Origin of the sequence: Lederbergia graminis (assembly GCF_042655485.1) — a bacterium.
GTDB lineage: Bacteria > Bacillota > Bacilli > Bacillales > Bacillaceae_C > Lederbergia > Lederbergia graminis.
This window is the reverse complement of sequence record NZ_JBHSMC010000004.1, coordinates 1-23,641: the sequence shown is the minus strand read 5'-3', so window position 1 is coordinate 23,641 and position 23,641 is coordinate 1. Positions and strand designations below refer to the sequence as shown.

22 protein-coding genes, 1 tRNA gene and 1 rRNA gene are annotated in these 23,641 nt (G+C 35.5%); 18 read left to right on the top strand and 6 right to left on the bottom strand.

What is annotated here, in order from left to right; all coding sequences use genetic code 11:
* The first annotated feature begins 28 nt into the window (after nucleotides 1–28).
* The 6 genes from ACFPM4_RS05965 to ACFPM4_RS05940 all read left to right on the top strand — a co-directional run bounded on the left by ACFPM4_RS05965 (nucleotide 29) and on the right by ACFPM4_RS05940 (nucleotide 5,717).
* A complete protein-coding gene (locus ACFPM4_RS05965) occupies nucleotides 29–1,288 on the top strand; it encodes a molybdopterin molybdotransferase MoeA (protein ID WP_382348998.1) in 1,260 nt (419 codons plus the stop codon).
* 136 nt (nucleotides 1,289–1,424) lie between these two features.
* Entirely contained in the window at nucleotides 1,425–2,441 is a 1,017-nt protein-coding gene (moaA, locus tag ACFPM4_RS05960) for a GTP 3',8-cyclase MoaA (RefSeq protein ID WP_382349087.1), read from the top strand.
* A gap of 19 nt (nucleotides 2,442–2,460) precedes the next feature.
* Nucleotides 2,461–2,889 (top strand): hemerythrin domain-containing protein, encoded by a 429-nt coding sequence (locus ACFPM4_RS05955; protein ID WP_382348995.1) that lies wholly within the window; start codon nucleotides 2,461–2,463, stop codon nucleotides 2,887–2,889.
* Between the two features lie 44 nt (nucleotides 2,890–2,933).
* On the top strand, nucleotides 2,934–4,751 hold the full coding sequence (locus ACFPM4_RS05950; RefSeq protein WP_382348992.1) for an SEC-C domain-containing protein: 1,818 nt from the start codon (nucleotides 2,934–2,936) through the stop codon (nucleotides 4,749–4,751).
* Nucleotides 4,752–4,879: 128 nt separating this feature from the next.
* Nucleotides 4,880–5,086, top strand: a complete 207-nt coding sequence (locus ACFPM4_RS05945; RefSeq protein WP_186324841.1) for a hypothetical protein — start codon at nucleotides 4,880–4,882, stop codon at nucleotides 5,084–5,086.
* Between the two features lie 91 nt (nucleotides 5,087–5,177).
* Nucleotides 5,178–5,717, top strand: coding sequence for a superoxide dismutase family protein (locus tag ACFPM4_RS05940; RefSeq protein WP_144927206.1), 540 nt, complete (start codon nucleotides 5,178–5,180; stop codon nucleotides 5,715–5,717).
* 342 nt (nucleotides 5,718–6,059) lie between these two features.
* On the opposite strand, the gene ACFPM4_RS05935 is transcribed toward ACFPM4_RS05940, so the two are convergent.
* Nucleotides 6,060–7,226: a MalY/PatB family protein gene (locus ACFPM4_RS05935; protein WP_382348987.1), complete on the bottom strand. Its 1,167-nt coding sequence runs from the start codon at nucleotides 7,224–7,226 to the stop codon at nucleotides 6,060–6,062.
* A 78-nt stretch (nucleotides 7,227–7,304) separates the two neighbouring features.
* Nucleotides 7,305–8,135, bottom strand: a complete 831-nt coding sequence (locus ACFPM4_RS05930) for an alpha/beta fold hydrolase (RefSeq protein ID WP_382348984.1) — start codon at nucleotides 8,133–8,135, stop codon at nucleotides 7,305–7,307.
* A gap of 178 nt (nucleotides 8,136–8,313) precedes the next feature.
* On the opposite strand from ACFPM4_RS05930, the gene yugI reads away from it, so the two are divergent.
* The 6 genes from yugI (at nucleotide 8,314) to ACFPM4_RS05900 (ending at nucleotide 15,611) form a co-directional block, all read left to right on the top strand.
* Nucleotides 8,314–8,709 (top strand): S1 domain-containing post-transcriptional regulator GSP13, encoded by a 396-nt coding sequence (yugI, locus tag ACFPM4_RS05925; RefSeq protein WP_144928707.1) that lies wholly within the window; start codon nucleotides 8,314–8,316, stop codon nucleotides 8,707–8,709.
* A gap of 180 nt (nucleotides 8,710–8,889) precedes the next feature.
* A complete protein-coding gene (locus ACFPM4_RS05920; RefSeq protein WP_144928709.1) occupies nucleotides 8,890–10,134 on the top strand; it encodes a Glu/Leu/Phe/Val family dehydrogenase in 1,245 nt (414 codons plus the stop codon).
* 163 nt (nucleotides 10,135–10,297) lie between these two features.
* A complete protein-coding gene (locus ACFPM4_RS05915) occupies nucleotides 10,298–11,647 on the top strand; it encodes a glucose-6-phosphate isomerase (RefSeq protein WP_382348980.1) in 1,350 nt (449 codons plus the stop codon).
* Between the two features lie 124 nt (nucleotides 11,648–11,771).
* Nucleotides 11,772–13,328: a spore germination protein gene (locus ACFPM4_RS05910; protein ID WP_382348977.1), complete on the top strand. Its 1,557-nt coding sequence runs from the start codon at nucleotides 11,772–11,774 to the stop codon at nucleotides 13,326–13,328.
* Nucleotides 13,325–14,431 (top strand): GerAB/ArcD/ProY family transporter, encoded by a 1,107-nt coding sequence (locus tag ACFPM4_RS05905; protein ID WP_382348974.1) that lies wholly within the window; start codon nucleotides 13,325–13,327, stop codon nucleotides 14,429–14,431. Before ACFPM4_RS05910 ends, ACFPM4_RS05905 begins: the two co-directional genes overlap by 4 nt.
* Nucleotides 14,424–15,611 carry a Ger(x)C family spore germination protein gene (locus tag ACFPM4_RS05900; protein WP_382348971.1) on the top strand — a complete coding sequence of 396 codons (1,188 nt, stop codon included), beginning with the start codon at nucleotides 14,424–14,426 and terminating at the stop codon, nucleotides 15,609–15,611. The genes ACFPM4_RS05905 and ACFPM4_RS05900 overlap by 8 nt, the downstream gene beginning before the upstream one ends.
* Before the next feature lie 218 nt (nucleotides 15,612–15,829).
* Here ACFPM4_RS05900 and ACFPM4_RS05895 read toward each other — a convergent pair whose 3' ends face one another.
* Nucleotides 15,830–16,213 (bottom strand): VOC family protein, encoded by a 384-nt coding sequence (locus tag ACFPM4_RS05895; protein ID WP_382348968.1) that lies wholly within the window; start codon nucleotides 16,211–16,213, stop codon nucleotides 15,830–15,832.
* Nucleotides 16,214–16,743: 530 nt separating this feature from the next.
* Between ACFPM4_RS05895 and ACFPM4_RS05890 the strand changes: the two genes are divergently transcribed.
* From ACFPM4_RS05890 to ACFPM4_RS05875, 4 genes are all read left to right on the top strand, one after another.
* Entirely contained in the window at nucleotides 16,744–19,008 is a 2,265-nt protein-coding gene (locus ACFPM4_RS05890) for a glycoside hydrolase family 36 protein (protein ID WP_382348965.1), read from the top strand.
* A gap of 314 nt (nucleotides 19,009–19,322) precedes the next feature.
* Nucleotides 19,323–19,814: a DinB family protein gene (locus ACFPM4_RS05885; protein ID WP_382348962.1), complete on the top strand. Its 492-nt coding sequence runs from the start codon at nucleotides 19,323–19,325 to the stop codon at nucleotides 19,812–19,814.
* Between the two features lie 188 nt (nucleotides 19,815–20,002).
* Nucleotides 20,003–20,380 (top strand): SET domain-containing protein, encoded by a 378-nt coding sequence (locus ACFPM4_RS05880; protein WP_382348959.1) that lies wholly within the window; start codon nucleotides 20,003–20,005, stop codon nucleotides 20,378–20,380.
* Nucleotides 20,381–20,596: 216 nt separating this feature from the next.
* Nucleotides 20,597–20,812, top strand: a complete 216-nt coding sequence (locus ACFPM4_RS05875) for a hypothetical protein (RefSeq protein WP_382348956.1) — start codon at nucleotides 20,597–20,599, stop codon at nucleotides 20,810–20,812.
* A gap of 181 nt (nucleotides 20,813–20,993) precedes the next feature.
* On the opposite strand, the gene ACFPM4_RS05870 is transcribed toward ACFPM4_RS05875, so the two are convergent.
* Both ACFPM4_RS05870 and ACFPM4_RS05865 read right to left on the bottom strand, forming a co-directional pair.
* Nucleotides 20,994–21,066 (bottom strand) — tRNA-Ala (locus ACFPM4_RS05870).
* Nucleotides 21,067–21,122: 56 nt separating this feature from the next.
* Nucleotides 21,123–21,815 carry an MgtC/SapB family protein gene (locus ACFPM4_RS05865; RefSeq protein WP_382348953.1) on the bottom strand — a complete coding sequence of 231 codons (693 nt, stop codon included), beginning with the start codon at nucleotides 21,813–21,815 and terminating at the stop codon, nucleotides 21,123–21,125.
* Nucleotides 21,816–21,927: 112 nt separating this feature from the next.
* Between ACFPM4_RS05865 and ACFPM4_RS05860 the strand changes: the two genes are divergently transcribed.
* Nucleotides 21,928–22,833, top strand: coding sequence for a DMT family transporter (locus ACFPM4_RS05860; protein ID WP_144928727.1), 906 nt, complete (start codon nucleotides 21,928–21,930; stop codon nucleotides 22,831–22,833).
* Nucleotides 22,834–22,856: 23 nt separating this feature from the next.
* On the opposite strand, the gene ACFPM4_RS05855 is transcribed toward ACFPM4_RS05860, so the two are convergent.
* Complete coding sequence (locus ACFPM4_RS05855) at nucleotides 22,857–23,033, bottom strand: hypothetical protein (RefSeq protein ID WP_186324895.1); 177 nt, start codon at nucleotides 23,031–23,033, stop codon at nucleotides 22,857–22,859.
* Nucleotides 23,034–23,334: 301 nt separating this feature from the next.
* Here ACFPM4_RS05855 and ACFPM4_RS05850 point away from each other — a divergent pair.
* Nucleotides 23,335–23,641: ribosomal RNA gene (locus ACFPM4_RS05850) — 16S ribosomal RNA — on the top strand; the annotation flags it as partial.

Here is a 23,641-nt window from a genome sequence, read left to right as displayed (position 1 = left end):
TATGCAAATCGATTGTGGAGGGAAAAAGATGGTCGAAATAAGAAAGCCAATTCAAGTTTCGGAAGCTATTAACAGAGTTTTACAGCATTCTAGAGCAATGCCTACAATTACTGTCAGTTTAGACGAGAGTTACAATTCAATTCTAGCAGAGCCTATTATTGCTCAACATGATGTTCCACCATTTAATCGTTCTCCCTATGACGGCTTTGCAATTCGCTCCATTGATTCTATTGGCGCAAGTGGAAATAATCGCAAACAATTTAACGTAATCGATCATATTGGAGCTGGCCAATTAACGAGTAGGAAATTAGGGGAAAAGGAAGCAGTTCGTATTATGACTGGTGCTCCAATTCCAGAAAGTGCGGATGCTATTGTCATGCTGGAGCAAACAGTAGAACATGATGGTGGTTTTACGATAAGGAAGCCTTTTGCTAAAGGAGAAAATGTATCGCGACAAGGTGAAGATGCTCAACAAGGGGAACAACTTATTGAAGCTGGTACCATAGTCCATCCAGGTATAGTTGCGCTTTTAGCTACATTTGGATATGCGAAAGTGGATGTTGCTAAAAAACCTTTTGTAGGTATTTTATCGACAGGAACAGAGTTAATCGATGTGGATGAGCCATTACAACCTGGAAAGATACGAAATAGTAATGGACCAATGATTATCGCACAATTAAAACGAATGGGAATAGCCTCTAAATCATATGGTATGAGAATGGATGACTTAGACGTTTGTTGTCAAATTGTAGAAAAAGCATTAGAAGAATGTGATGTTCTAATTACAACTGGTGGAGTTTCAGTCGGTGATTTTGATTATTTACCTGCTATTTATGATCGACTTAAAGCAAAAGTGCTTTTTAATAAAGTAGCGATGCGCCCGGGTAGTGTTACAACAGTTGCTACTGTGAGAGGGAAATTGCTTTTTGGATTATCCGGTAATCCTTCCGCTTGTTTTAGTGGATTTGAGTTATTTGTACGCCCAGCTCTTTTGACGATGATGGGTTGCAAAAAACCATTTTTACCATATGCAAAAGCAATTTTAACGGAGGATTTCCCAAAGCCTAATCCTTTTATGCGGTTTGTAAGAAGTATTTATCGGTTTGAAGATGGAAAGGCATATATAACACCTGCAGGATTTAATAAATCTAATGCAGTTACTTCGATAGCGCGAGGAAATGCGTTCATGGTCCTTCCTGGTGGAACGAGAGGATATAAAAAAGGAACAGAGGTTGATGTGTTACTTTTAGGTGTTGAAGAAGGCGTAGATAAGTGGCAACTGCAATAACTAGTTTTTAAGTTCAAGATTTAATATATAACTAAAGTGATTGGAGCGGAAGGGGGAGCACCTTGCAAGTTAAAGGCGCCACAACCTGAGGGGCATAGTGAAAATCACATTAGTCTACAGAAAGAAGTGAATGATGATGACGGTTCAAACGATACGTGATCAATTGAATAGACCAATGCGAGATTTAAGGATTTCCGTCACCGATCGTTGTAATTTTCGGTGTTCCTATTGTATGCCAAAAGAAATATTTGGAGACGACTACGCATTCCTACCGAAAAGTGAATTACTATCGTTTGAAGAAATTGAACGATTAGCCAATATATTTGCGAAATTAGGAGTGAAGAAGATTCGTTTAACGGGTGGAGAACCACTTATGAGACGAAATATCGACGAATTAATTAAGCGACTATACGTTATTGATGGAATTGAAGATATCGGATTAACAACAAATGGAGTTCTTCTAAATGTTTACGGAGAGCGGCTAAAAGATGCAGGTTTAAAACGAATTAATATTAGCTTAGATGCACTTGACCCTAAATTATTTGGAGAAATTAATGGGCGTGGAATTTCTTCAAATTTAATTTTGGAACGAATTCAATTTGCGAAGGAATTGGGCTTTCGTGTAAAAATTAATATGGTTGTACAAAAGGGATTAAATGAACATCAAATTGTCCCGATGGCGAAGTATTGTAAGGAGAATGGACTAGAATTAAGATTTATAGAATTTATGGATGTTGGTAATGACAATGCTTGGAGTTTTAAGAAGGTAATCACGAAAAAAGAAATTATTCAACTCCTTTCTAAGGAATTTAACATAGATGAAGTGGAAAAAGATTATTTTGGAGAAGTTGCAAAGAGATACCAATATAATGATACTGAAACACAAGTAGGTTTTATTACGTCTGTATCCGAATCATTTTGTTCCTCCTGTACTAGGGCACGGTTATCATCAGATGGAAAGCTATATACTTGTCTGTTCGCAGGCAATGGTGTTGACTTGCGTTCTCTAGTACGAAGTGAGTTATCAGACGAGGAGCTAGAACAAACTATAATTGATGTTTGGGAGAAACGCCAAGACCGTTATTCCGATGAGAGAACAGAAGAAACGGCTAAAAAATATAAAAAAATCAATATGTCTTATATTGGTGGCTAAGTATTGGGGAGGAAGTAATTTGGCAAAGCATGGACCAGCGTTAGCACAACATCACGCACATCACGCAATTCATGAAGGAGCTCGTTCTGGAGCTATTCAAAAAACAGATGAATTAGTTACTTTATTAAAACAGGGTGAAATCGAAGCGGCAAAAATGGCTGCAGATGATTTAATAGAATATTGGCAAACACGTGTTATTGCCCATGCAGATACGGAAGAGTCTGGTTTTTATCAAGAAATGGTGAAAGAAAAACCAGAACTGAAAGAAGCAGTGATTGAATTAGCAAGAGACCATGAAATACTTAGAATACTCTTACGCGATATTCAACAATTAATACAGGAACATGGAATAACAAGTGATGTAATGATGAAATTTCATGCTCTTATCGCTGTAAATGAAATTCATAGTCGCGAAGAGGAGAAAACACTTTTTGATGATGAAAGATGAGACTCCAATCATTAAACAGTTGTTAACAAAAAGGAGTTTTTTATATGGTAAGTCGTAATGATCTTTGTCCTTGTGGCAGTGGTAAAAAGTATAAAAAATGTTGTATTACGAAACAAAAAGCAATAGAAACAGTAGAAGTGTTGCATGGAGTTTTACAACAGTTTTTTCATGCACATCCTACACAAAAGGAAATGGTTGATCTATATCGATGGCTGGATGGTAAGGAAGAAGCTTTAGCTGAACGTTATGATAATGAACGATTAAGTACGATTCTAGGGGACGCCTATTTCTTTACATATAAAGTGGATATTTGGATTGAATTTCTCGTAAAGCAAATCCAATCTGGTACTTTATCAGCAGAAATAAAAGAAACATTAAAAATATGGAAAAAGCCACTTCGTATATTTGGTCAAGTAATTAAAATTGAGAATGAAGAAGCGATCATTAAGGATTTGTTAATGGAAGGAAACTTTACTGTACCGATTAATGAAAGCTTTTCTGCTAATCAGAATGATTATGTATTAAGTCATTTTGTACCTGTTGATCCTACTGATACGAAGTGGATGCCACTAAATGGTGTGCTAACTTTGAATCATACTTTTACACATGTAGAGCGTGAAATAAAACAATTGGCAAATTCTTATCATGATATAGAAGACTTTTGGTTGAATTCGATAGTGGAAGCTTACTATATTTTCGGGGTGAAGCAGAAACTGGAAGACAGAGAGATATCTGATAAAGAACAGCAAGTGTTATTTGCTGTTTACAATGGCATGATTGAGATGGAAGTTAAAAGTGATGAATTAATGGCGATGTTAATTGCATATATGCATAAACATAATGTTGTAAATAATATAAAAAAGCCAGAATCGCTTGCTGCTGGAGTCATACAATATGGATTAACAGAAGGGTACTTTGATTTAGAATGGACGAAGAAAAGAATATGTGAGTACTATCAAGTATCAGCCACGAATGCATCGGCACATGAAAAAAACTTTGCCCAATTCATTGAGGAAGAATGGGAGGATGTAGATGACTCCCAGTTTAAAGGTATGGCATTTGAAGTAGGTACAGATGCTCGTCCCTCTGAATTTACGAATTGGCAACTTTATATGCATTTAAAAGAACATGAGATTACATCTGAGAATGAAATGAAACGATATATAGAAGCATATATAAATGTTCCATATGAACCAAAAAATGAGGAAGAAAAAGCACAATTTTATGTGTATGATGCATATTTTGCTGATGATCAACGATTAAAAGATAATTGTATTGAAATTGCCCATTTACTTGATTCAGAGAATGTGGATGTACTGTTATGGAATGCTGAGAAACGGGACGACAGAAGTTTGTTTAAAAAAGCAATTAACAAAGGACAAGCTTTATTTGATACATCCTCCGATGTCCCTTGGCAAGTCGTTACAAACCGTCCATACTTACGAGCGTTGTTTAAATATGGGATGTGGCTATTTGATGAAGATAGGTTTGATGAAGCTTTTACCTATTTAAATCAAATTTTACTATTGAATCCTGGTGATCATCAAGGGGTTCGTTATCCAACAGTTGCTTGTCTAATAGGATTAAAGCGATATGATGAGGCCAATAAGTTAATGGAACACTATCAAGAATCAGATAATGCTTTCTTTAGTTGGTTCCGCTGGGCCATTAGTCGTAAACAAAACTTTTTTAGTGGTGAGACTCAGGAACTTTATGAACTGGCAATGATGGATAATGGATATGTTTCCAAGTTTATCCGTGATAAATCTGAAGCACTGCCATTTCCGGGATATAAAGTTATTACACCCGATAGTCCAGAAGAAGCAAGAGTTATTTGGAATTTGTTATCTAAAATAATATGAGTGTAGCAATATTTGTTTTCACATAATTGTCGAGTTTCATATTTTTGACAGCTTGGATTTTATCCATAACGTTTGTTATAATTATGTTATACATGTAGACGGAAGGGATGAAATCCTTGTTATCAATTATGGATGCATTTTTAATCAATATGCCTTTTCTATATTTTCCGGAAGATAAATCTGAATATATTCCCGCATTTATTACAATGGCATTTTTTGTTATTGGAGCTATAGTCACACTTATATTATTCAAAAGAATTTCGAAAAAACAAGAGTTAAAAACGAAAGAATTAGAAGAGCGGATAAACCGTGAACGTCAAAAAGAGCATCAATAAGATGCTTTTTTTTATTCTCTTTTTATTAGGATAAATTATTTTTTGGATGGTTATAATGACAAAATATAGCTTATTAATTGGGGGTTTCAATGTGCGGAAATATATATTAGTTATATTTTGTCTTTTCTTAACTGCTTGTTCTACTCAGCTTCCGAAAAAAATTGAAGTTGATGTAAAAAATAGTGATGGTGATTCATTAGGAAAAATTACAATGGAGGAACAAACAGAAGGGGTAAAAATCTCTGGAGAATTAAAAGGTTTACCACCCGGAGTACATGCTATCCATATTCATGAAGTAGGTTCTTGTACGCCTCCGGATTTTCTATCAGCTGGAGAACATTTTAACCCGGAGAAGGACAAAGAACATGGTCTACTTAATCCAAAAGGTGCACATGCTGGCGATCTTCCTAATATAATCGTAGAGGACGACGGTAGTGTAAAACTTGATTTAATTGCTCCTAGCGTTTCATTTGAAGAAGGGAAGGACTCTCTTTATACAAAGGAAGGAACATCCATTGTCATCCATTCTGGAGCAGATGATGGTATGTCACAACCAGCTGGAGATGCTGGTGATAGAATAGCATGTGGTGAAATTACAAAAGACCGCCAACCAGCAGATGCAGAAAAATAAATAAACAAAACTGGAATTAAACTATAAATAGAAAGACGACTTGAAAATTTACAAATGTAATTTTTAAGTCGTCTTTGTATTTGGTGTAGCAACTACTTACTTTATTCATTACTTCTTTAATGAAGCTACACAAATGGATTTCTTTTTATTCAGTGGCTCTGTTAAAGTTCATTGTTGTTAACAACTTAGTTGATTGTAGCGGATGTACACGAGACTCCTGCGGGAACAGCACGAGCCGAAGATCCACTTGGCAAAGCGGTTTTCTTTGCCAAGTTAGCTGAGGCCGTGCCCGCGGAAAGCGAGTGTACAGAAGCGAAAATCAACAACAGAGTTTAACAGAGCTTATTCAGTAAAAGCTATTTTTAGTCGTTGTAGACCTTCTTCTATGATGGAGCGGTGACATGCGGTGTTGATGCGAAAAAAGCCTTCTCCGCCTGGACCATAAGCATTACCAAAGTTGACAGCTAATTTACCTTTTTCTAATAATCGTTTCCGGATTTCTTGATCGGTTAATCCAGTTTTACGACAATCAATCCATACAAGGTATGTTCCTTCAGGATCAATTACTTCAAGAGTAGGTAAACTATTTTTAATTTCTTTTTTTATTAACTCAATATTTGCTTGTATGTATGCAAGGGTATTATCTAACCATTCTTCACCGTGTTCATAAGCTGCTTGCATTCCTAGTATTCCAAATGTGTTTAAGGAAGTTAACCCTTGTTTTTGTTGCACAGCTACAATCTTATTACGTAAAGATTTATTTGGAGCAACAATAAAAGCGGCCTGTAACCCTGCTAAATTGAATGTTTTACTAGGAGCCATAAATGTTACGATAAAATCAGTATAAGAATTATCTAAAGACGCAATTGGTATATGGTTGTGTGGTGGTAAAGCAAGATCTGCATGAATCTCATCAGCTGCAATTAGTACATTATATTTCTTACATAGCTCAGCAATTTGAGTAAGTTCTTCTAATGTCCAAACACGCCCACCAGGATTATGAGGACTACATAATAAAAATAATTTAACCCCAGATTTTAACTTCTCTTCAAAGTCCACAAAGTCGATTTCATAATGTCCATTCTTCAATACTAATGGTGAGTTTACAACTTCACGGTTATTGTTATTTATCATCTGAAAGAAAGGAGTATAAACAGGGGATTGAAGCATAACTTTATCTCCTATTTCTGTAAATGCTTCAATAGCTAAACCGATAGCAGGAACTACACCTTGTGAAAATAAAATCCATTCGGAGTTAATTTTCCAATTATGACGTTTACTTGTCCAATTAATAATCGCATTGTTTGTTTGTTCACTAGAAATGGTATATCCAAAAATACCGTGCTCAACTTGCTTCCTCAATATATTAATAACTTCTTCGGGAGGTTGAAAATCCATATCAGCCACCCACATAGGTAATAAATCACTATCACCATAATATTTTTCCAAAGCATCCCATTTTAATGAAGCTGTATTTTTGCGGTCAATAAATGTTTCTAAATGTCTCATGCCGTTCTTCCCCCTATGTTGTGAAAAATCTTTATTTTAATAATATGTTCATTTTAGCTATATTTACAGTGAAAAGCATCATATTGGTAGTATGAACTTTTTAATTTCATCATATGTACGCATAGGCGTTTCTTCTGGAACTAAATGGCCAATATTTTTGAATATTACTAGTTGGGCATTTTGCAAGTCATTCACAAGTCGTTTTCCAACTTTTATAGGAACAATTTTATCGAATTCTCCCCATATTAGTAAACATGGAGTTGATATTGTCTGTAGTTGTTCACTAGATAAATCACCTTCACGATTGCGAATCATTTTACAAAGTGATTTGAAAATGCGATTATCCAAAAAAGGTTCAGCATACCCATTAATCATAACATCATCAATCATTTTTTTATCATAAACAACCTGATGTAGGTTACCGAGTACACCTGTTTTATTTAAATGATGTTTAATATATTTATCGAATAGCGGAATATACGATAAAAGAATATAAGAGGTTTTAAGTCTTTTCATATAACCTGAGCTACTTAATAACACGGCTTTCTTTATTTGGTTTGGTCTCTGTAATATCATGTTCAATACAATTTGCCCGCCCATGGAATGACCAACCAAATAGTACTCATAAATTTTTAATTGTTGTAGTAACTGTAGAACGGTTGTCGCTATATTTTTATATGAGTAATGAAATTTTGTGCTCTTACCACTTTTACCAAAAGGTGGAAGGTCTACAGAAATCACGTGGAAATGATTTGATAATAATTGCCCGAGTTTGCGAAAGCTGAACGATGAAGATAAAAATCCATGTAATAATACAATCGTTTCCTTTGAATTAGCACTTGCATATTCTTCGTAATAAATATCGATGTTATTTACTCGTAAATATTGTGAAGAAACGGTTACTGGCATACCTTCACCTCCTATAGATATCTTACCCTAATTACAAAGAAACTACATAAATGGTTTGATAATTATTTATAAGGGAAAATTAGATAGTAGAAATAGGTGGAATCAATCATTTCTCTATGTTAAAATTTATAATTGCGTATATTTAGGAGTAAATTCAATTTAAATTAGGAGTGTTACCATGACTACAAATTATGAAGCAGGCGCTGTGTTAGAAGGAAAAGTTACAGGAATACAGCCATACGGTGCATTTGTTGCATTAGACGAACAAACTCAAGGATTAGTTCATATTTCAGAGATTAAACATGGTTTTGTCAAAGATATAAATGAAGTACTTTCTGTCGGTGATGAAGTAAAAGTGAAAGTTTTAACTGTAGATGAAGAAAATGGTAAAATAAGCCTTTCTATTCGTGCAACGGAAGAAGCACCTAAGCAACAGGAAGCAGCGAAAAAACCACGTCGTCAAACTGCTGTTAAATTAGAAGAAGTAAATAATGAAGGATTTAACACGTTAAAAGACAAGTTACAAGAATGGATTAATCAATCCGAGAGCAGTGAATTAATAAAAAATAAATAAATAAAAAATAAAAGAGGATATCTCTATTACGGAGGCATCCTTTTTTGTTATTATAAGGTTAAGGACCACCAAATGTATCTTAATTAGAATAATTAGATTTGCGCAGGTATATGTATTAAAAAAGTGCATGCAAAATGCTATAATGAATCTGATTACACAATAAAGAGGCGAAATAATACGATGGCAGAAAATCTAAACTTATTTACATCAACACAAGAAGTAATTAAGGAAGGCCTTTATAAGCTTGGTTTTGGTGAAGAAATGTATGAATTACTAAAAGAACCAATGAGAATGTTAACAGTGAGAATTCCAGTGCGGATGGATGATGGATCTGTTAATGTGTACACAGGTTTTCGTGCACAACACAATGACTCGGTTGGCCCGACAAAAGGTGGTGTACGCTTCCATCCCGATGTAGATGAGGAAGAAGTAAAAGCAATGTCCATGTGGATGAGTATTAAGTGCGGAATTGTAAATCTTCCATATGGTGGTGGAAAAGGCGGAATTATCTGTGATCCACGAACAATGTCAATGGGAGAAATTGAACGCTTAAGCCGTGGTTATGTGCGTGCCATTAGTCAGGTTGTTGGCCCGACAAAGGATATACCTGCCCCTGATGTGTATACAAACTCACAAATTATGGCTTGGATGATGGATGAGTATAGTCGAATTCGTGAAAACGATTCACCTGGTTTTATTACTGGAAAACCAATTGTGCTTGGTGGTTCACAAGGTAGAGAAAAAGCAACTGCACAAGGTGTAACTATTTGTATTGAAGAAGCTGCAAAAAAACGTGGAATTGACTTAAAGGATGCTCGTATAGTAATTCAAGGTTTTGGAAATGCAGGTAGTTTTCTATCCAAATTTCTAAGTGATGCTGGCGCCAAAATTGTAGGTATATCAGATGCATATGGTGCACTTCATGATCCAGACGGCCTTGATATTGATTATTTACTAGATCGTCGTGATAGCTTTGGTACTGTAACAACTTTATTTGAGAATACAATCTCGAACAAAGAATTGTTTGAACTTGATTGTGATATTATTGTACCTGCTGCAGTTTCTAACCAAATTACAGCTGAAAATGCCCCAAATATTAAAGCATCGATTGTAGTAGAGGCGGCTAATGGACCAACTACAGAAGAAGCAACAAGAATTTTAACAGATCGTGGAGTTTTGATTGTGCCAGACGTGTTAGCTAGTGCTGGTGGTGTAACAGTTTCCTATTTTGAATGGGTGCAAAATAACCAAGGTTATTATTGGAGCGAAGAAGAGGTAAATGAAAAATTACGTCAAAAACTAGTCGAAGCATTCGATAATGTTTATAATACTGCCGAAAGTAGACGAGTGAATATGCGACTAGCTGCCTATATGGTAGGTTTACGTAATGTTGCGGAAGCTTCTAGATTTAGAGGCTGGGTATAATTTTAACTAATTATAGGCTACTACTTCCACACGAAATTAGTGGAAGTAGTAGCCTTTTTGCATTACTATTATCTAAAAATCGAATAAGTTCTTGAAAAAATGACAACATTCGGCTAGAGTTATACCATATAGTTTTTATGAAAATATTGTTGGAGGTTAGGAAATGGGACATATCAAGTTAGATTACTCTAAAGCTTTAGCATTTTTCGGTGAGCACGAAGTTACATATATGCAATCTGCTGTATCTGCTGCACATCAACAAATTCATGAAAAAACGGGCGCAGGAAATGATTTTCTTGGATGGGTAGACCTGCCAGTAAATTATGACCGTGATGAATTTGAGCGTATTCAAAAAGCTGCTGAAAAAGTAAAAAGTAATAGTGATGTCTTGTTAGTTATTGGTATCGGAGGTTCCTATTTAGGAGCGCGCGCAGCTATTGAAATGTTAAATCATAGTTTCTATAATGCATTATCAAAAGAACAGCGCAAAACTCCACAAGTAATTTTTGTTGGAAACAATATTAGTTCTACATATATGAGAGATGTAATGGATTTACTTGAGGGGAAAGACTTCTCTATCAATGTTATTTCCAAATCTGGTACTACAACAGAACCAGCATTAGCATTCCGTATCTTCCGTAAATTGCTAGAAGAAAAATATGGTGCTGAAGAAGCAAAAGCTCGTATCTTTGCTACAACAGATCGTGCAAAAGGTGCTTTAAAAACACTATCTGACGAAGAAGGATATGAAACTTTTGTAATTCCTGATGATGTTGGTGGACGTTATTCTGTTCTAACTGCAGTAGGATTACTTCCAATTGCTGTAAGTGGTGTTGATATTGAAGCGATGATGAAAGGAGCTGCAGATGCTCGAGAAGCATTTAGTAGCCCAGAATTAGAAGAAAATGCAGCTTATCAATATGCAGCAATCCGTAATGTTTTATATAACAAAGGTAAAACAATTGAAATGCTAATTAATTATGAGCCAGGTTTACAATATTTCTCAGAGTGGTGGAAACAACTCTTTGGAGAAAGTGAAGGAAAAGATCAGAAAGGTATTTTCCCAGCTTCAGCAAACTTCTCAACAGATCTTCACTCTCTTGGACAATATGTACAAGAAGGACGCCGTGATCTATTTGAAACTGTCATAAAAGTTCAAAATCCACGTCATGAATTAGTCATTGCTGGAGAAGAAGTTGATTTAGATGGCTTAAATTATTTAGAAGGTAAAACAGTAGACTTTGTAAATGATAAAGCATTTGAAGGAACATTACTTGCACATACTGATGGTGGAGTACCTAACCTAGTGGTAGAAATTCCAGCAATGGATGCATACACATTTGGATATTTAGTATACTTCTTTGAAAAAGCTTGTGCATTAAGTGGTTATTTATTAGGAGTAAATCCATTCGACCAACCAGGAGTTGAGGCATATAAAGTTAATATGTTCGCACTTCTAGGAAAACCAGGATTCGAAGATAAAAAAGCAGAGCTTGAAAAAAGATTAAAATAATCGGAGAGACTACCCTTGTATAACGGGTAGTCTTTTTTATGTTCACAATATGAATAAAAAACGATGTAATTGGAATACCAAATATGTACAGCTAACTTACATTTTTGGGATATGAGGGGATTGTATGGCACGCGGTTTGTTTAGAAAGAGGCAGTCTGATGCAAAACAAAGCGGTACCGAGCAACAATCTGAAAAGCTAAAAAAAAACCTAAAAGATAATTTACAAGAATTGCGGAGTTTTCTGGATAATCCGAATGATTTAGTAATTAGGGAATTTACAATTGGTGGCGAAGCGAATGTACCAATCGCAATTGCTTATATGGATGGATTAATTGATAGGCAGCTCTTTCAAGATAGTATTCTTAATAATTTACTTACGATGTCTGTGAAAAAGCAAGTAGCAGATGATAAGAATCAGCTATTTGAAGAGATATATCAAATCTTTATTTCAGTGAGCTCAGTAGAGAAAACGAATGGTTTTGAAGACTTAATCAATGCGATACTATCAGGAAAAACCATTTTCTTTTTAGATGGGCAGGAAACCGTATTATTATTTGAAACAAAAGGTGGAGAACAACGCTCGATTGATAAAGCTGTTGCCGAAACCACTGTCCGTGGACCGCGAACAGCTTTTGTTGAAAGTCTTGGTACGAATTTATCACTACTACGGAGACACATACAGAGCCCTTCACTACGTTTAAAAACATATCAAATAGGGAAGCGAACAAAGCGCAGTCTTGTTGTAGCCTATATAGACGGTGTAGTAAATCCAACTCTTTACAAAGAAGTAATTAGACGAATAGAAACAATTGATATTGATGATGCACCAGAGTCAGGATTTATAGAACAGTGGATTGAAGATAGTTTTCTATCGCCATTTCCGCAAATGGATAATACAGAAAGGTCCGATAGTGCTGTGTCTGCATTGCTACAGGGGAAAGTAGTAATTTTATTAGATGGGACTCCATTTGTCTTAATAGCGCCAGTTACATTAGGAGATATATTAAAATCGCCAGAAGATTACTATGAACGGTGGTTAATTGGGACGTTGCTACGTTCTTTACGTTATTTTGCAGCATTTATCGCTTTGTTTTTACCAGCTTTATACATTGCTTTAACGACGATGCACCCAGGTTTATTGCCGACTGATTTAGTTCTTTCGATAGCTGCTTCAAGAGAGGGAGTTCCATTCCCACCGATTGTGGAAGCGTTTCTTATGGTAATTACAATGGAATTATTACAAGAAGCAGGTATAAGGTTACCAACACCTATAGGGCCAACAATTGGAATTGTAGGTGGGTTGGTAATTGGGGAGGCTGCAGTATCGGCAGCTATAGTTAGTCCAATTATGGTAATCGTCATTGGTCTTACGGCTATTGCAGCCTTTGCAAACCCTACATTCAGTATTGGTATTACGTTTCGTATCATCCGTTTTGGCTTTATGATAGCCGCGTCTGCATTTGGACTATTAGGTATCATCCTTGTATATATTATGATAAATATTCATGTGACAAATTTGAAAAGCTTTGGAATACCTTACTCAACTCCATTTTCTCCAAGTATGGTCGGGGATTGGAAAGATTTAATTCTCCGTGCCCCGATGTCCATGTTAACGAGACGACCTATACTTCTTGACCCAGAGGACGCGAAATCTGCAAATAAAGGAGTAAAAGAGTCATGAAATCTTTTGAATACGGAGATGAGATAATTAGTAGCAAGGAATTTATGATTGCATTACCTTCGATGGTAATTGGTGTAGGAGTACTTTCCTTACCTAGAGATATTGCGAGTAATACAATTGGATCTGATGGTTGGGTTGCTTTAATAGTTTCGGGTGGTATTAGTTTAGTTATGATCTGGTTAATGGCAAAGTTAGCAGCAAAATTTCCCCGTCAATCCTTTTTTTCCTATGCATCCATCATTGTTTCTAAACCAATAGCTATGTTCATCAGTTTTTTATTTGGAATTTCTTATTTGTTCGTCTTAGCGTATGATATCCGTGTACTTGGACATACATCACAGCAATATTTATTTGATGAAACGCCAGTTGAGATTATTACCTTAATATTTTTATTCGTAGTTGTATATGCTGTTTCTGGATCCAGAGCAGCAATATTCAGGTTGAATGTGCTTTTTTTGCCAATTATCCTTTTTATCGCATTGTTTGTGTTGACGGCTAATTTCAAATGGCTTGATTTTTCCAATTTAATGCCAGCATTCAATACAGATTTGAAAGGACATTTGAAAGCGATCCATGCAAGCTCTCTTTCTTATATTGGAATGAGTATTGTTTTCTTTTATATTGCATTTGTGGATAAGCCTAAAAAGGCGCCAAAGCTAGCTATGATAGGTATGGTTATTCCGGTAGGATTGTATATTTTGGTGTATTCCATTTGTCTGCTAGTCTTTGGTCATACTGCCACATCACATTTATTGTATCCAACTCTAGATTTGGCAAAGAGGATTGAGCTACCAGGAGGAATCTTGGAAAGAGTGGAAGCTGTATTTTTCGTCATTTGGACAATGAGCGTTTTTACAACAGCAGTTATGTCATTTGATATAGCTATTTTAGCATTGAACTCAATTTTTAAAAGAATTAAAAAAATGCAACTCATTTTCATATTAAGCCCGCTTTGTTATTATATTGGGCTAATTCCAAAAAACACCATTCAGTTAAATGTATTTGGCAATATTCTTGGCACTTACATGATCTCCTTTGTTTTCATAATTACAATTTCGTTAAGCATCATCGCTAAAATTAGAAGGGTGAAGTCAAATGGTTAAAAGAATATCTCATCTCTTCTGTACGCTAATTTCTGTTTTGCTTCTCTCAGGGTGCTGGGATATGGTAAATATTGAAGAAAGAGGTTTTATAGTAGCGATGGCGGTAGACTTGGCGGAAGAAAATGAGAGTGCAAAAGGTCATCATCGATTACTATTAACAAGTCAAATTGCTGTCCCACCTAATTTAGGGACGCCTAGTAACAGTGGCGCAGGTGGTAAAGGTTATATGAATTTATCAGCTAGTGGAGAAAGTATGTATGCAATAGCCCAAGATATTGCAAATCAAACAAATAAGATTCCATTTTTTGAGCATGTAAAACTAGTAGTGATTTCGGAGGAAGTAGCAGCAATTCCTGAGTTGTTTGCTAATGTAATGGATGTTTTGATTCGAAATCGCGATACGAGAAGAGGAATTAAAGTCCTTATTGCAAAAGGAAAAGCAAAAGATATATTAAATATTGAACCTGAAAACGAAAAATTACCTACTCGTTATATTAACAAAATTCTAGATAATAGCCTAACTAAAACTGGAGAAATTAGGCCAGTAAGGGTAGGCGATATTCATGAATATTTGCTTACTGGAAGTAGTTTTGTATTAGCAAAAATATCATCTGGAGACAAGAAGTTAAATTTTGAGGGAGGGTCTGTTTATAACGGACATGCTAAAAAAACTACCGGAAGCTTAAATATGGATGAGATGTTAGGTTTTGATCTCATCATTGGTGAAAATGTACGAGGACCAATTGTGTTTGATTTTAATGATCAGTTAACGGTCTACTCCATCAGGGGAGCGAATAGTAAAATAAAAATAAATGATCAAAATCCCCAAAACTTAGATATCACAATAACGATAAAATTAGAAGGTGAAATCCAAGAAACCTTTGGCACTGTTTTACTAAAAGAAAAAGGAGTAATTAAAGGCTTAGAACGGGCAATAACGAAGAAAGTAGAGGAAATTACGAAAAAAACGATTCATAAGTCGCAAAAAGATTTAGAAACAGATATTTTTGGAATGGAGAATAAGTTGAAAAAATTTCATTATGATACTTGGAAAGAGCTACATAACAATTGGGATCATGGTGAGAATTATTTCTCTAAAAGTAACATACACGTGAATGTTACCGTGAAAGTGCGCACTGACGGTGTTGTCGATATATCAAAAGATAAGAAGGTGAAGTGATATTCTTGATAGATTCATTCCTTGGATTTCTACCAAGTAAATTAATACTTATTTGCACAATCCTAGCTTTTCTGGTGCCATACTCTATATATAAAACTAATCAAAAATTAAATGAAAATGGAGACCCACCGTGGAAGAAAGAAAATTCTAATCAGGAGTAGGTTGATGTACAAATATAGTAGTTTTTGAAAAAGACCGGTACAAGCACCAACGGAAATTTAGCTATTACAAGCCATTAAAACATTACCATCTATATCTTTAAAATTAAAATAGGCAAAATCACCTATCCGTTCTATTTCTTTAGCAATTTGTATCCCTTTGTTTTTAATGTAGTGATATGCTTCATCAATATCTCTGACGTAAAAGTTAAATAATGCGTGTTCTGAAGGATTCAATTTAAAACTCGGGTCAAACTTATGATCATCTAAAGTAAGACCAGTTTCTGATGTTACGGGAATATTGTAAACAGGTGATTTAACTTCGTCCATATTAATACTTAACCCAAGTAAATCACTATACCATTTGGCAGATTTTTTTAGATCACTAACATGAATAAATACAGTATTTACTTTACATGTAATTGGAGATTTAGTTGAATTCATACTTATTCCCCCTGTTAATTTCTTTGTATATTAATATTCAACAAAAATTAACAATACCCTTTAAAAAACCTAGAGAGGTTTCCATTAAATTACTATCCGTTTCTATATATTAAACAGCCAAAAGCGCTCATTTTGAAGGTTAATTATCAAAATAAGCGCTTTCCTTGTGATTATTACCGAAATGGTGCAGATAATAATTATAGTGTAAATAAAACCCGTTTCCATTTCGAAGGATTTTGTGTTAACCCCGAAGTTATATTCACTGTCTTATATATTAATTGTTTAAAAAAATGCCAGTTGATAAACTATACATAATATATAATCGATTATATATTATGTATAGTTTGATAATTTAGAAAGACGCATTCCTGTGATACAGAGCACATTTATGAGTTGATTTAAAAGCTAGCAAACTACTCGGAACTATTTGTCATGTATCAAACGATATCATTTAAAATGGCGCTTATCATTCGATATCAAGAGGTTTTCTTGGAGTTGAATATTATCGCTAGTTTATAAGGGGGATTTAAGTGATCAAAGAGAGCAAAAGTATCATTTTGACAAAAACGATGAAATTAGTTGTAGATTCTGAAAGAGGGACTTACAGTGCATGGCTGACAGATGGTTCACCACTTTTACTGAATGCAGTAAGTAAAGTGAAGTGGAAAGGAGGAGAGCTTTCTTCCGCAGACGATGTGAGGAGAAAGATCAGAGAAGAAAGTATATCCGATCAAAATGGACAAGGTCGTCAGGTGATAATGACATGTATAGATGAAGTTAGGAAATGTACGTTAACGGTAAAAGTGAAAGTCTATGATGATTTGCCTGGGGTTTTCAGTGAGGCAGTAGCATCAAATGAAGGGTCAGAACCACTTTCGATTATCGACCTTCAACCATGTGTAGCAATCCCAATGGACGAAGGGGCTGTCTATATCCCTCAGGAGCACAGTTGGCGAATTGGGCTATTGACGAACGGGTATATGTTTATGGATCCAGGCCGCGTAGAGTCAATTATGATTGGACGAAGTGTGCAAAGTAGATGGAATATAGCGGCGGTAAGCGAGGCAACAGGGAACGCTATCGTAGCGGGATACGTTACCTTTGATGTGTCCGAGGGAGAGGTCATTGTTGAAAGTGATTGGAGAGTTCAACCGCTATCCGGCACATTTGGGCTTGGACTTACATCGCGTTCCAATTATGCTCCAAAGGTTACATTGCCGGTTGGTGGTGAGTTGAGTACCGATTGGTTTGGGATAACGTGGGGAGACAGTGTCCATAATGCGTTAATTCAATATGCAGATTATATCCAGGCTCATTATCAGATAAAACCGAAGGACCCTTTAATGGGATGGTGTTCTTGGTACTACACTTTTCATAATACGTCTGAAGAAGAAATATTGCGTAATGCTCGTTTCATTGCGAAACATCTTAAGGACTATGGCTTAAATGTCGTTCAAATTGATGACGGATACCAGCAAAGACACGGTGACTGGGAAGCTAATGAGCGATTTCCGAATGGAATGGGCTCGCTTGCGGACGAAATACGTAAATTGGGATTGAAGCCAGGACTATGGGTCGCGCCTTATAGCTTGGATCCGGAATCTGATGTAGCCAAAAAACACCCAGAATGGTGCGGGAAAAAAATGAGTGGCGAGCGAAAAGAAGTAGGAAGTGGGTTTGCACTCGATCCAACGCATCCAGAGGCCCTTGAGTGGTTGAAAAGCCAATTGAGGAAGATTCGCCATGAGTGGGGCTATGAAATGGTGAAGATTGATTTTTCTTACAGCAGTATTTTAGAAATTGAAGAGTTCTATGATAATACGCAAGGTCGCGCAGGTGCTTACCGGGCAGGATTACAAGCGATTCGTGATGCTATCGGTAATGATTGTCATCTATTGGACTGTGGCCCGATGAATGCTGTTGGCATAGCAGACAGTTGGCGGATTGAATGGGATTTCGATCGTCTAAACTGGCGACAATATACAAAGGAATTGGAAAGTAATGTTCCGGCAATCGCCAAGCGTTATTATATGCACAACCGTCTGTGGTCGAATGACCCTGACATTATCGGCTTTGGTTTATTAGATGAGGATCAAGGTCGTTCTGTGGCTTCTGTGATGGCATTATCAGGCGGTACCGTCATCAGTGGTGATCAATTATATGCACTGCCAGATGCCAAGTTGGATTTGCTTAAAAAAATTCTTCCTGTATACGGGGAAGCGGCGCGTCCACTCGATCTTTTTGAATCAGATTATCCTACACTGTATCAATTAAATGTCGAGCAGCCATTCGGAACATGGACAGTTCTGGGCGTGTTTAATTGGAGTGAATCAGCTTCGACGAGAAGGGAAATCAACATCAAAGATATATGGTCTAATGCTAGTGGGACGAATCAGCTAGTATACGAGTTCTGGTCACAACAATTAGTGAAAGTTTCATCTGATGGTATTTTTACTGTAGATTTGAACCCTGGCGAATGCGCTATTTTTGCTATTCGCGCGAGAGAAGAGCACCCTATGTTGATTGGGACAGATCGTCATGTCCTCCAAGGTGCAGTTGAGTTGAATGAATTAAACTGGGATAATTCAACATTAACCCTTTCTGGAGAGCTTAACGGTATTGCTGGTACGAGTCCAACACTTACAATTTGGGTACCAGATGGTTATGCAGCAACACAATGTGAAATTAATGGGGAAACAGTCAGACCAGGAGAGGTATACAAGAACTTGCTAAAGGTAAGATGTGAAAGCAAAATCACTGGGACTCAGCCATGGTCAGTGACTTTTAGTAAATAGCTTCACACTAATCATGCTCTATCTTATGTTCTAAAAGTATTTTAATAAGATTTTACTCAAACTGGCATGAAATAGTAATGAAATTTATCATCACGGAAGGAACAGGGTAATGGATTGTGACTTATCACATCTATTACCCTTTATTCCATTTTTGGGATTGCTGGCATTTTCTGAGGTGTCCTTCTCTACTATACAAAGGAAAGAAAAATAATCGAGTATCCCATATCAGTATTTTAATTGTGAACAAAAGGGCAGGATTATGATATTTATGTGTTGAAATTCTTACTATCAAATTTAGTTTTGGAGTGGTAGTATTGAAAAAATTAACAATACAATTATTTGAATATCATGTATGGGCAAACAAAAAATTAATTAAACATTTGAGGTCTCTTCCCGAAGAAGTCTTTGTAAATCAAGTGAACAGCGTGTTTCCTACGATTGCTGAAACATTTGGTCATATGCTTGCAGTGGATGAAATGTGGTATTTGCGATTAAAAGGGGTGTATTTGCAACAAATTGGTCAAAAGAAATTAAATACAATTGAAGAAACTGAATATAAATTGGATGATTTGTATGATGATATCAACCATTTCTTTATAAATATAGAAAGTGTTGAAAATACAGTCGTTTATAAAAATACTAAAGGTAATCAATTCAATAACAAAGTTTTTGAAATCGTTCAACATATCGTAAACCATGGAACGTATCACAGAGGAAATATTGCAGCGATGATCAGGCAATTGGGTCACGAGGGGACATCGACTGATTATATTTTTTATTTACGAACGATTAATAATATAATTTGATGAAAAAAACAGGGAAATATAAATTAATAACAATTGTACCGGGAGATTATAATGGGCAATAATAGCTTTTATTATTTTATTATTAAACTAATTGGTGCGATAATTAAAAAGAATCAATTTACAGTTCGATGTTAAAATTAATGATACAGTTAGAAAGATTAATTTTTAAAAGTGAGTAGGTGAACAACATGATTGAGGTAAAAACATCTTCACTTAGTGATGGAGAATTCAATAGAGGGGTATTTGCTACACGTGATATTAATAAAGGAGAGCTTTTACATGAAGCACCTGTAATTTCTTATCCCAACGACCAGCATCAACACATCGAAAAAACCATACTCGCTGATTACGCTTTTGAGTATGGGGAAAACCATTCTGCTATACTTCTTGGTTATGGAATGTTATTTAATCATTCTTATGAACCTAATGCAAATTATGAGATTGATTTTAAAAACCATACATTTAATTTCTATGCTTACAGAAATATAAAAAAAGGCGATGAGATTCTAATTAATTATAATGGCGATGTTGATGACAAAGACCCACTGTGGTTTAATCAGGATTAAAAAAAATAGAAAAGTATATTAAAACTTTGCCATTTATCCTATATATTTTGTGAAGTAATGTACTTAAATTAACGGGTGCAATACTTGAAGAAGGAGAAGCACCCTTTCTTCTTGAATTTATTAAAGGGACAGGTTAGTTGAAGAAATAAACCACGGTCACATTGATTTTAAATTAAGTAAAACTCATTTGGAGGACCAAAACTTGAATACTGAAATTTGAGTTTTACTGAAAGAAGAATCAAAGCTTCTTATGTTATTAGGCTATATAATGATGTAGATTGGTGGAAAGAAAGACAAGAACAAGATATTGAAGATATGTTAAACAAAGTACAATCAGTGGGAGCCTGGAAGGACGAAACTTTATTTGGTTTCACAAGGGCAGCTTCAGATGGGAAATTTGGAACTTATAATGAAGATGTAGTTTATTCATAGGAAGATATAGGAACAAAACTTATAAAATTATTAGATGAACTTTTGCATATTGATGTAATCAGTTTGTTTTGTCAGGAAAATTTAATACCTTCTATGTAGAAAATGGTACCCAAAAAGTATTTCAACAGTAAATATAATTGGACAAAAAGAAAGAACCCTTGATATACAAGGGTTCCACGTATGGAGAATAGCGGGTTCGAACCGCTGACCTCTTCGCTGCCAGCGAAGCGCTCTCCCAGCTGAGCTAATCCCCCAAAACAATTCACGTATATAATTATTATAGTAACTTTCTGTGAAAGTGCAAGGGCTATTAACTAATTATTTCAATTCCTTTTACATGGTCAATATACGAAATTGTGTAATATATACTTGTGACTGTTTGTTTTGAATTTACTCGGGCTTTTAATTCTAATAAATGTAATGGTTGTTCCTTCAAGTCTTTAATTCTTGTTTGAATAACATTAATTTTTTCTTCCTGTAACTTATGGAGAACTTTTTCAATACTCTCTTGGTGATCAACCGTGATTTTTATTAGTAACTCTTTTTTGAACATTTTCTTTGGTCCAAGTTTCGCCATAGTAAAGGGGATAAGCTCAACGCTAATAATAAGAAGAACGACTCCTGCTACTGCCTCAGAATAAAATCCTGCCCCAACAGCTATTCCAATTCCGGCTGCTCCCCAAATCATTGCAGCTGTAGTTAAACCTGATATGTGATCATTCCCTCTTCGCAAAATTACACCTGCACCGAGAAATCCAATCCCGGATACTATCTGGGCAGCGAGTCTAAGTGGATCCATCTGAATTCTTACATTATCATTCCCAGGAAACATATATGCAGATTCAATTGACACTATTGTAAGCAAACAACTAATTATTGAGATAACAAGACTTGTCTTTAGGCCGAGTGGTTTTCTTTTTAACTCTCGTTCAACTCCGATAATGAGACCGAGTAAAGCGGAAATACCTAATTTAATAATTAAATCAATATCGATGAAGTCCATTATTTATTCACTCTCCTATCACAATTCTTGTTTATAATAGATTACAATTTAATAATAGATTACAATATGAATTGGTAAAAAAATAATACAACTTCCCCTTAAGGAGTAACATATGAATTCATTCAAAGTGAACCCCTATTTTGCTGTTATATTAGGTGTAATAACAGTATCAACTTCTGCTATTTTTGTGAAGCTGTCATCCGCAAATGCAGAAGTAATAGCGTTTTATAGGCTATTTTTTAGTGTATTAATTATGATACCATTATTTTTTCCAAAGTATATGAAAACGCTGAAACAATTTAACCTAAAAGTATGGATATACACGATTTTAGCAGGTGTTTTTCTGGCATTTCATTTTATACTTTGGTTTGAATCGTTAAACTACACTTCTGTAGCAAGTTCTACTGTCCTAGTAACGCTTCAGCCACTGTTTGCGTTTGTTGCTACATATTTTTGGTTTAAAGAAAAGTACTCGTTTAAGGCAATATTGTGTGGACTCATTGCAATTTTGGGAAGCTTCGTTATTAGTTGGGGAGACTTTCAAATAAGTGGAACAGCACTGTTTGGTGACATGTTAGCTTTAATTGCTTGTGCTCTCATAACGGCATATTTATTGCTAGGACAAGTAGTTAGAAATCAAATATCGCTTATACCTTATACATTTATTGTTTATTTGATTAGCACAATTGTTTTATTTATATACGTTCTTATATCTAAATCAGCATTTTACCCATATCCAGTTGAAGATTGGGGATATTTTATTTTACTTGCTATTTTCCCAACATTGCTGGGACATAGTTTATTTAATTGGGCAGTAAAGTGGGTATCTACTTCTATTATTTCGATGGCCATCTTATTTGAACCAGTTGGGGCAGCACTTCTAGCATATTTTATTTTAAAAGAAGATCTTATTTGGACTCAATGGCTAGGTGGGAGTACAATAATTGCAAGTGTGTTAATTTTTCTGCGAGATAATTATAAGAGAAAAACCATTCCCGATGATGGTAATGGTTTTTAAAAGAAATATTATGCAAAGTTAATTTACACAAACAAATATGTCATAAAAGAAAATACAAAAGCCATTATGGAAGAAAATATAAATGTGCCTCCATATACTTTTTCTTCTGCATCAGATATACGTAGTGCTTCAATATAAGAATAACTAAACAAGTATAAGGTCATAATTATTGTAATAATAAAAGCAATATTCGTTAGCACAATGTTTATACTCCTTTTTAATGTAGTTTATGATGGTTAGTTTTATAAAATGAATGGATAGAATAAAAAAATATTAAAAAATCTATTGCCTTCAAATAAAATACGTGATATATTATAACTCGTCCGAAAGACACGGACATGATGAAAAAAAGAAATTAAAAAAATGTCTTGACTGACTGAAATAACTTATGTTATTATAGAAAAGTCGCTGCAAGACAGCAACGAAGTTTGATCTTTGAAAACTGAACGAAACGAAGCGTTAACAATAATTAAGTAAGACCAGCAATTTTGAGCTACAAACTTCAATGAGAGTTTGATCCTGGCTCAGGACGAACGCTGGCGGCGTGCCTAATACATGCAAGTCGAGCGGACTTTTTGGGAGCTTGCTCCCGAAAAGTTAGCGGCGGACGGGTGAGTAACACGTGGGCAACCTGCCTGTAAGACTGGGATAACTTCGGGAAACCGGAGCTAATACCGGATAACTTCTTCCTTCGCATGAGGGGAGGTTAAAAGACGGTTTCGGCTGTCACTTACAGATGGGCCCGCGGCGCATTAGCTAGTTGGTGAGGTAACGGCTCACCAAGGCGACGATGCGTAGCCGACCTGAG

What these genes read in the sequence shown, in the direction of transcription:
- ACFPM4_RS05965 (WP_382348998.1), top strand. Translation starts at nt 29, where the DNA reads ATGGTCGAAATAAGAAAGCCAATTCAAGTTTCGGAAGCTATTAACAGA.
- moaA (WP_382349087.1), top strand. Translation starts at nt 1,425, where the DNA reads ATGACGGTTCAAACGATACGTGATCAATTGAATAGACCAATGCGAGAT.
- ACFPM4_RS05950 (WP_382348992.1), top strand. Translation starts at nt 2,934, where the DNA reads ATGGTAAGTCGTAATGATCTTTGTCCTTGTGGCAGTGGTAAAAAGTAT.
- ACFPM4_RS05945 (WP_186324841.1), top strand. Translation starts at nt 4,880, where the DNA reads ATGGATGCATTTTTAATCAATATGCCTTTTCTATATTTTCCGGAAGAT.
- ACFPM4_RS05935 (WP_382348987.1), bottom strand. Translation starts at nt 7,226, where the DNA reads ATGAGACATTTAGAAACATTTATTGACCGCAAAAATACAGCTTCATTA.
- ACFPM4_RS05930 (WP_382348984.1), bottom strand. Translation starts at nt 8,135, where the DNA reads ATGCCAGTAACCGTTTCTTCACAATATTTACGAGTAAATAACATCGAT.
- yugI (WP_144928707.1), top strand. Translation starts at nt 8,314, where the DNA reads ATGACTACAAATTATGAAGCAGGCGCTGTGTTAGAAGGAAAAGTTACA.
- ACFPM4_RS05920 (WP_144928709.1), top strand. Translation starts at nt 8,890, where the DNA reads ATGGCAGAAAATCTAAACTTATTTACATCAACACAAGAAGTAATTAAG.
- ACFPM4_RS05915 (WP_382348980.1), top strand. Translation starts at nt 10,298, where the DNA reads ATGGGACATATCAAGTTAGATTACTCTAAAGCTTTAGCATTTTTCGGT.
- ACFPM4_RS05910 (WP_382348977.1), top strand. Translation starts at nt 11,772, where the DNA reads ATGGCACGCGGTTTGTTTAGAAAGAGGCAGTCTGATGCAAAACAAAGC.
- ACFPM4_RS05905 (WP_382348974.1), top strand. Translation starts at nt 13,325, where the DNA reads ATGAAATCTTTTGAATACGGAGATGAGATAATTAGTAGCAAGGAATTT.
- ACFPM4_RS05900 (WP_382348971.1), top strand. Translation starts at nt 14,424, where the DNA reads ATGGTTAAAAGAATATCTCATCTCTTCTGTACGCTAATTTCTGTTTTG.
- ACFPM4_RS05895 (WP_382348968.1), bottom strand. Translation starts at nt 16,213, where the DNA reads ATGAATTCAACTAAATCTCCAATTACATGTAAAGTAAATACTGTATTT.
- ACFPM4_RS05880 (WP_382348959.1), top strand. Translation starts at nt 20,003, where the DNA reads ATGATTGAGGTAAAAACATCTTCACTTAGTGATGGAGAATTCAATAGA.
- ACFPM4_RS05865 (WP_382348953.1), bottom strand. Translation starts at nt 21,815, where the DNA reads ATGGACTTCATCGATATTGATTTAATTATTAAATTAGGTATTTCCGCT.
- ACFPM4_RS05860 (WP_144928727.1), top strand. Translation starts at nt 21,928, where the DNA reads ATGAATTCATTCAAAGTGAACCCCTATTTTGCTGTTATATTAGGTGTA.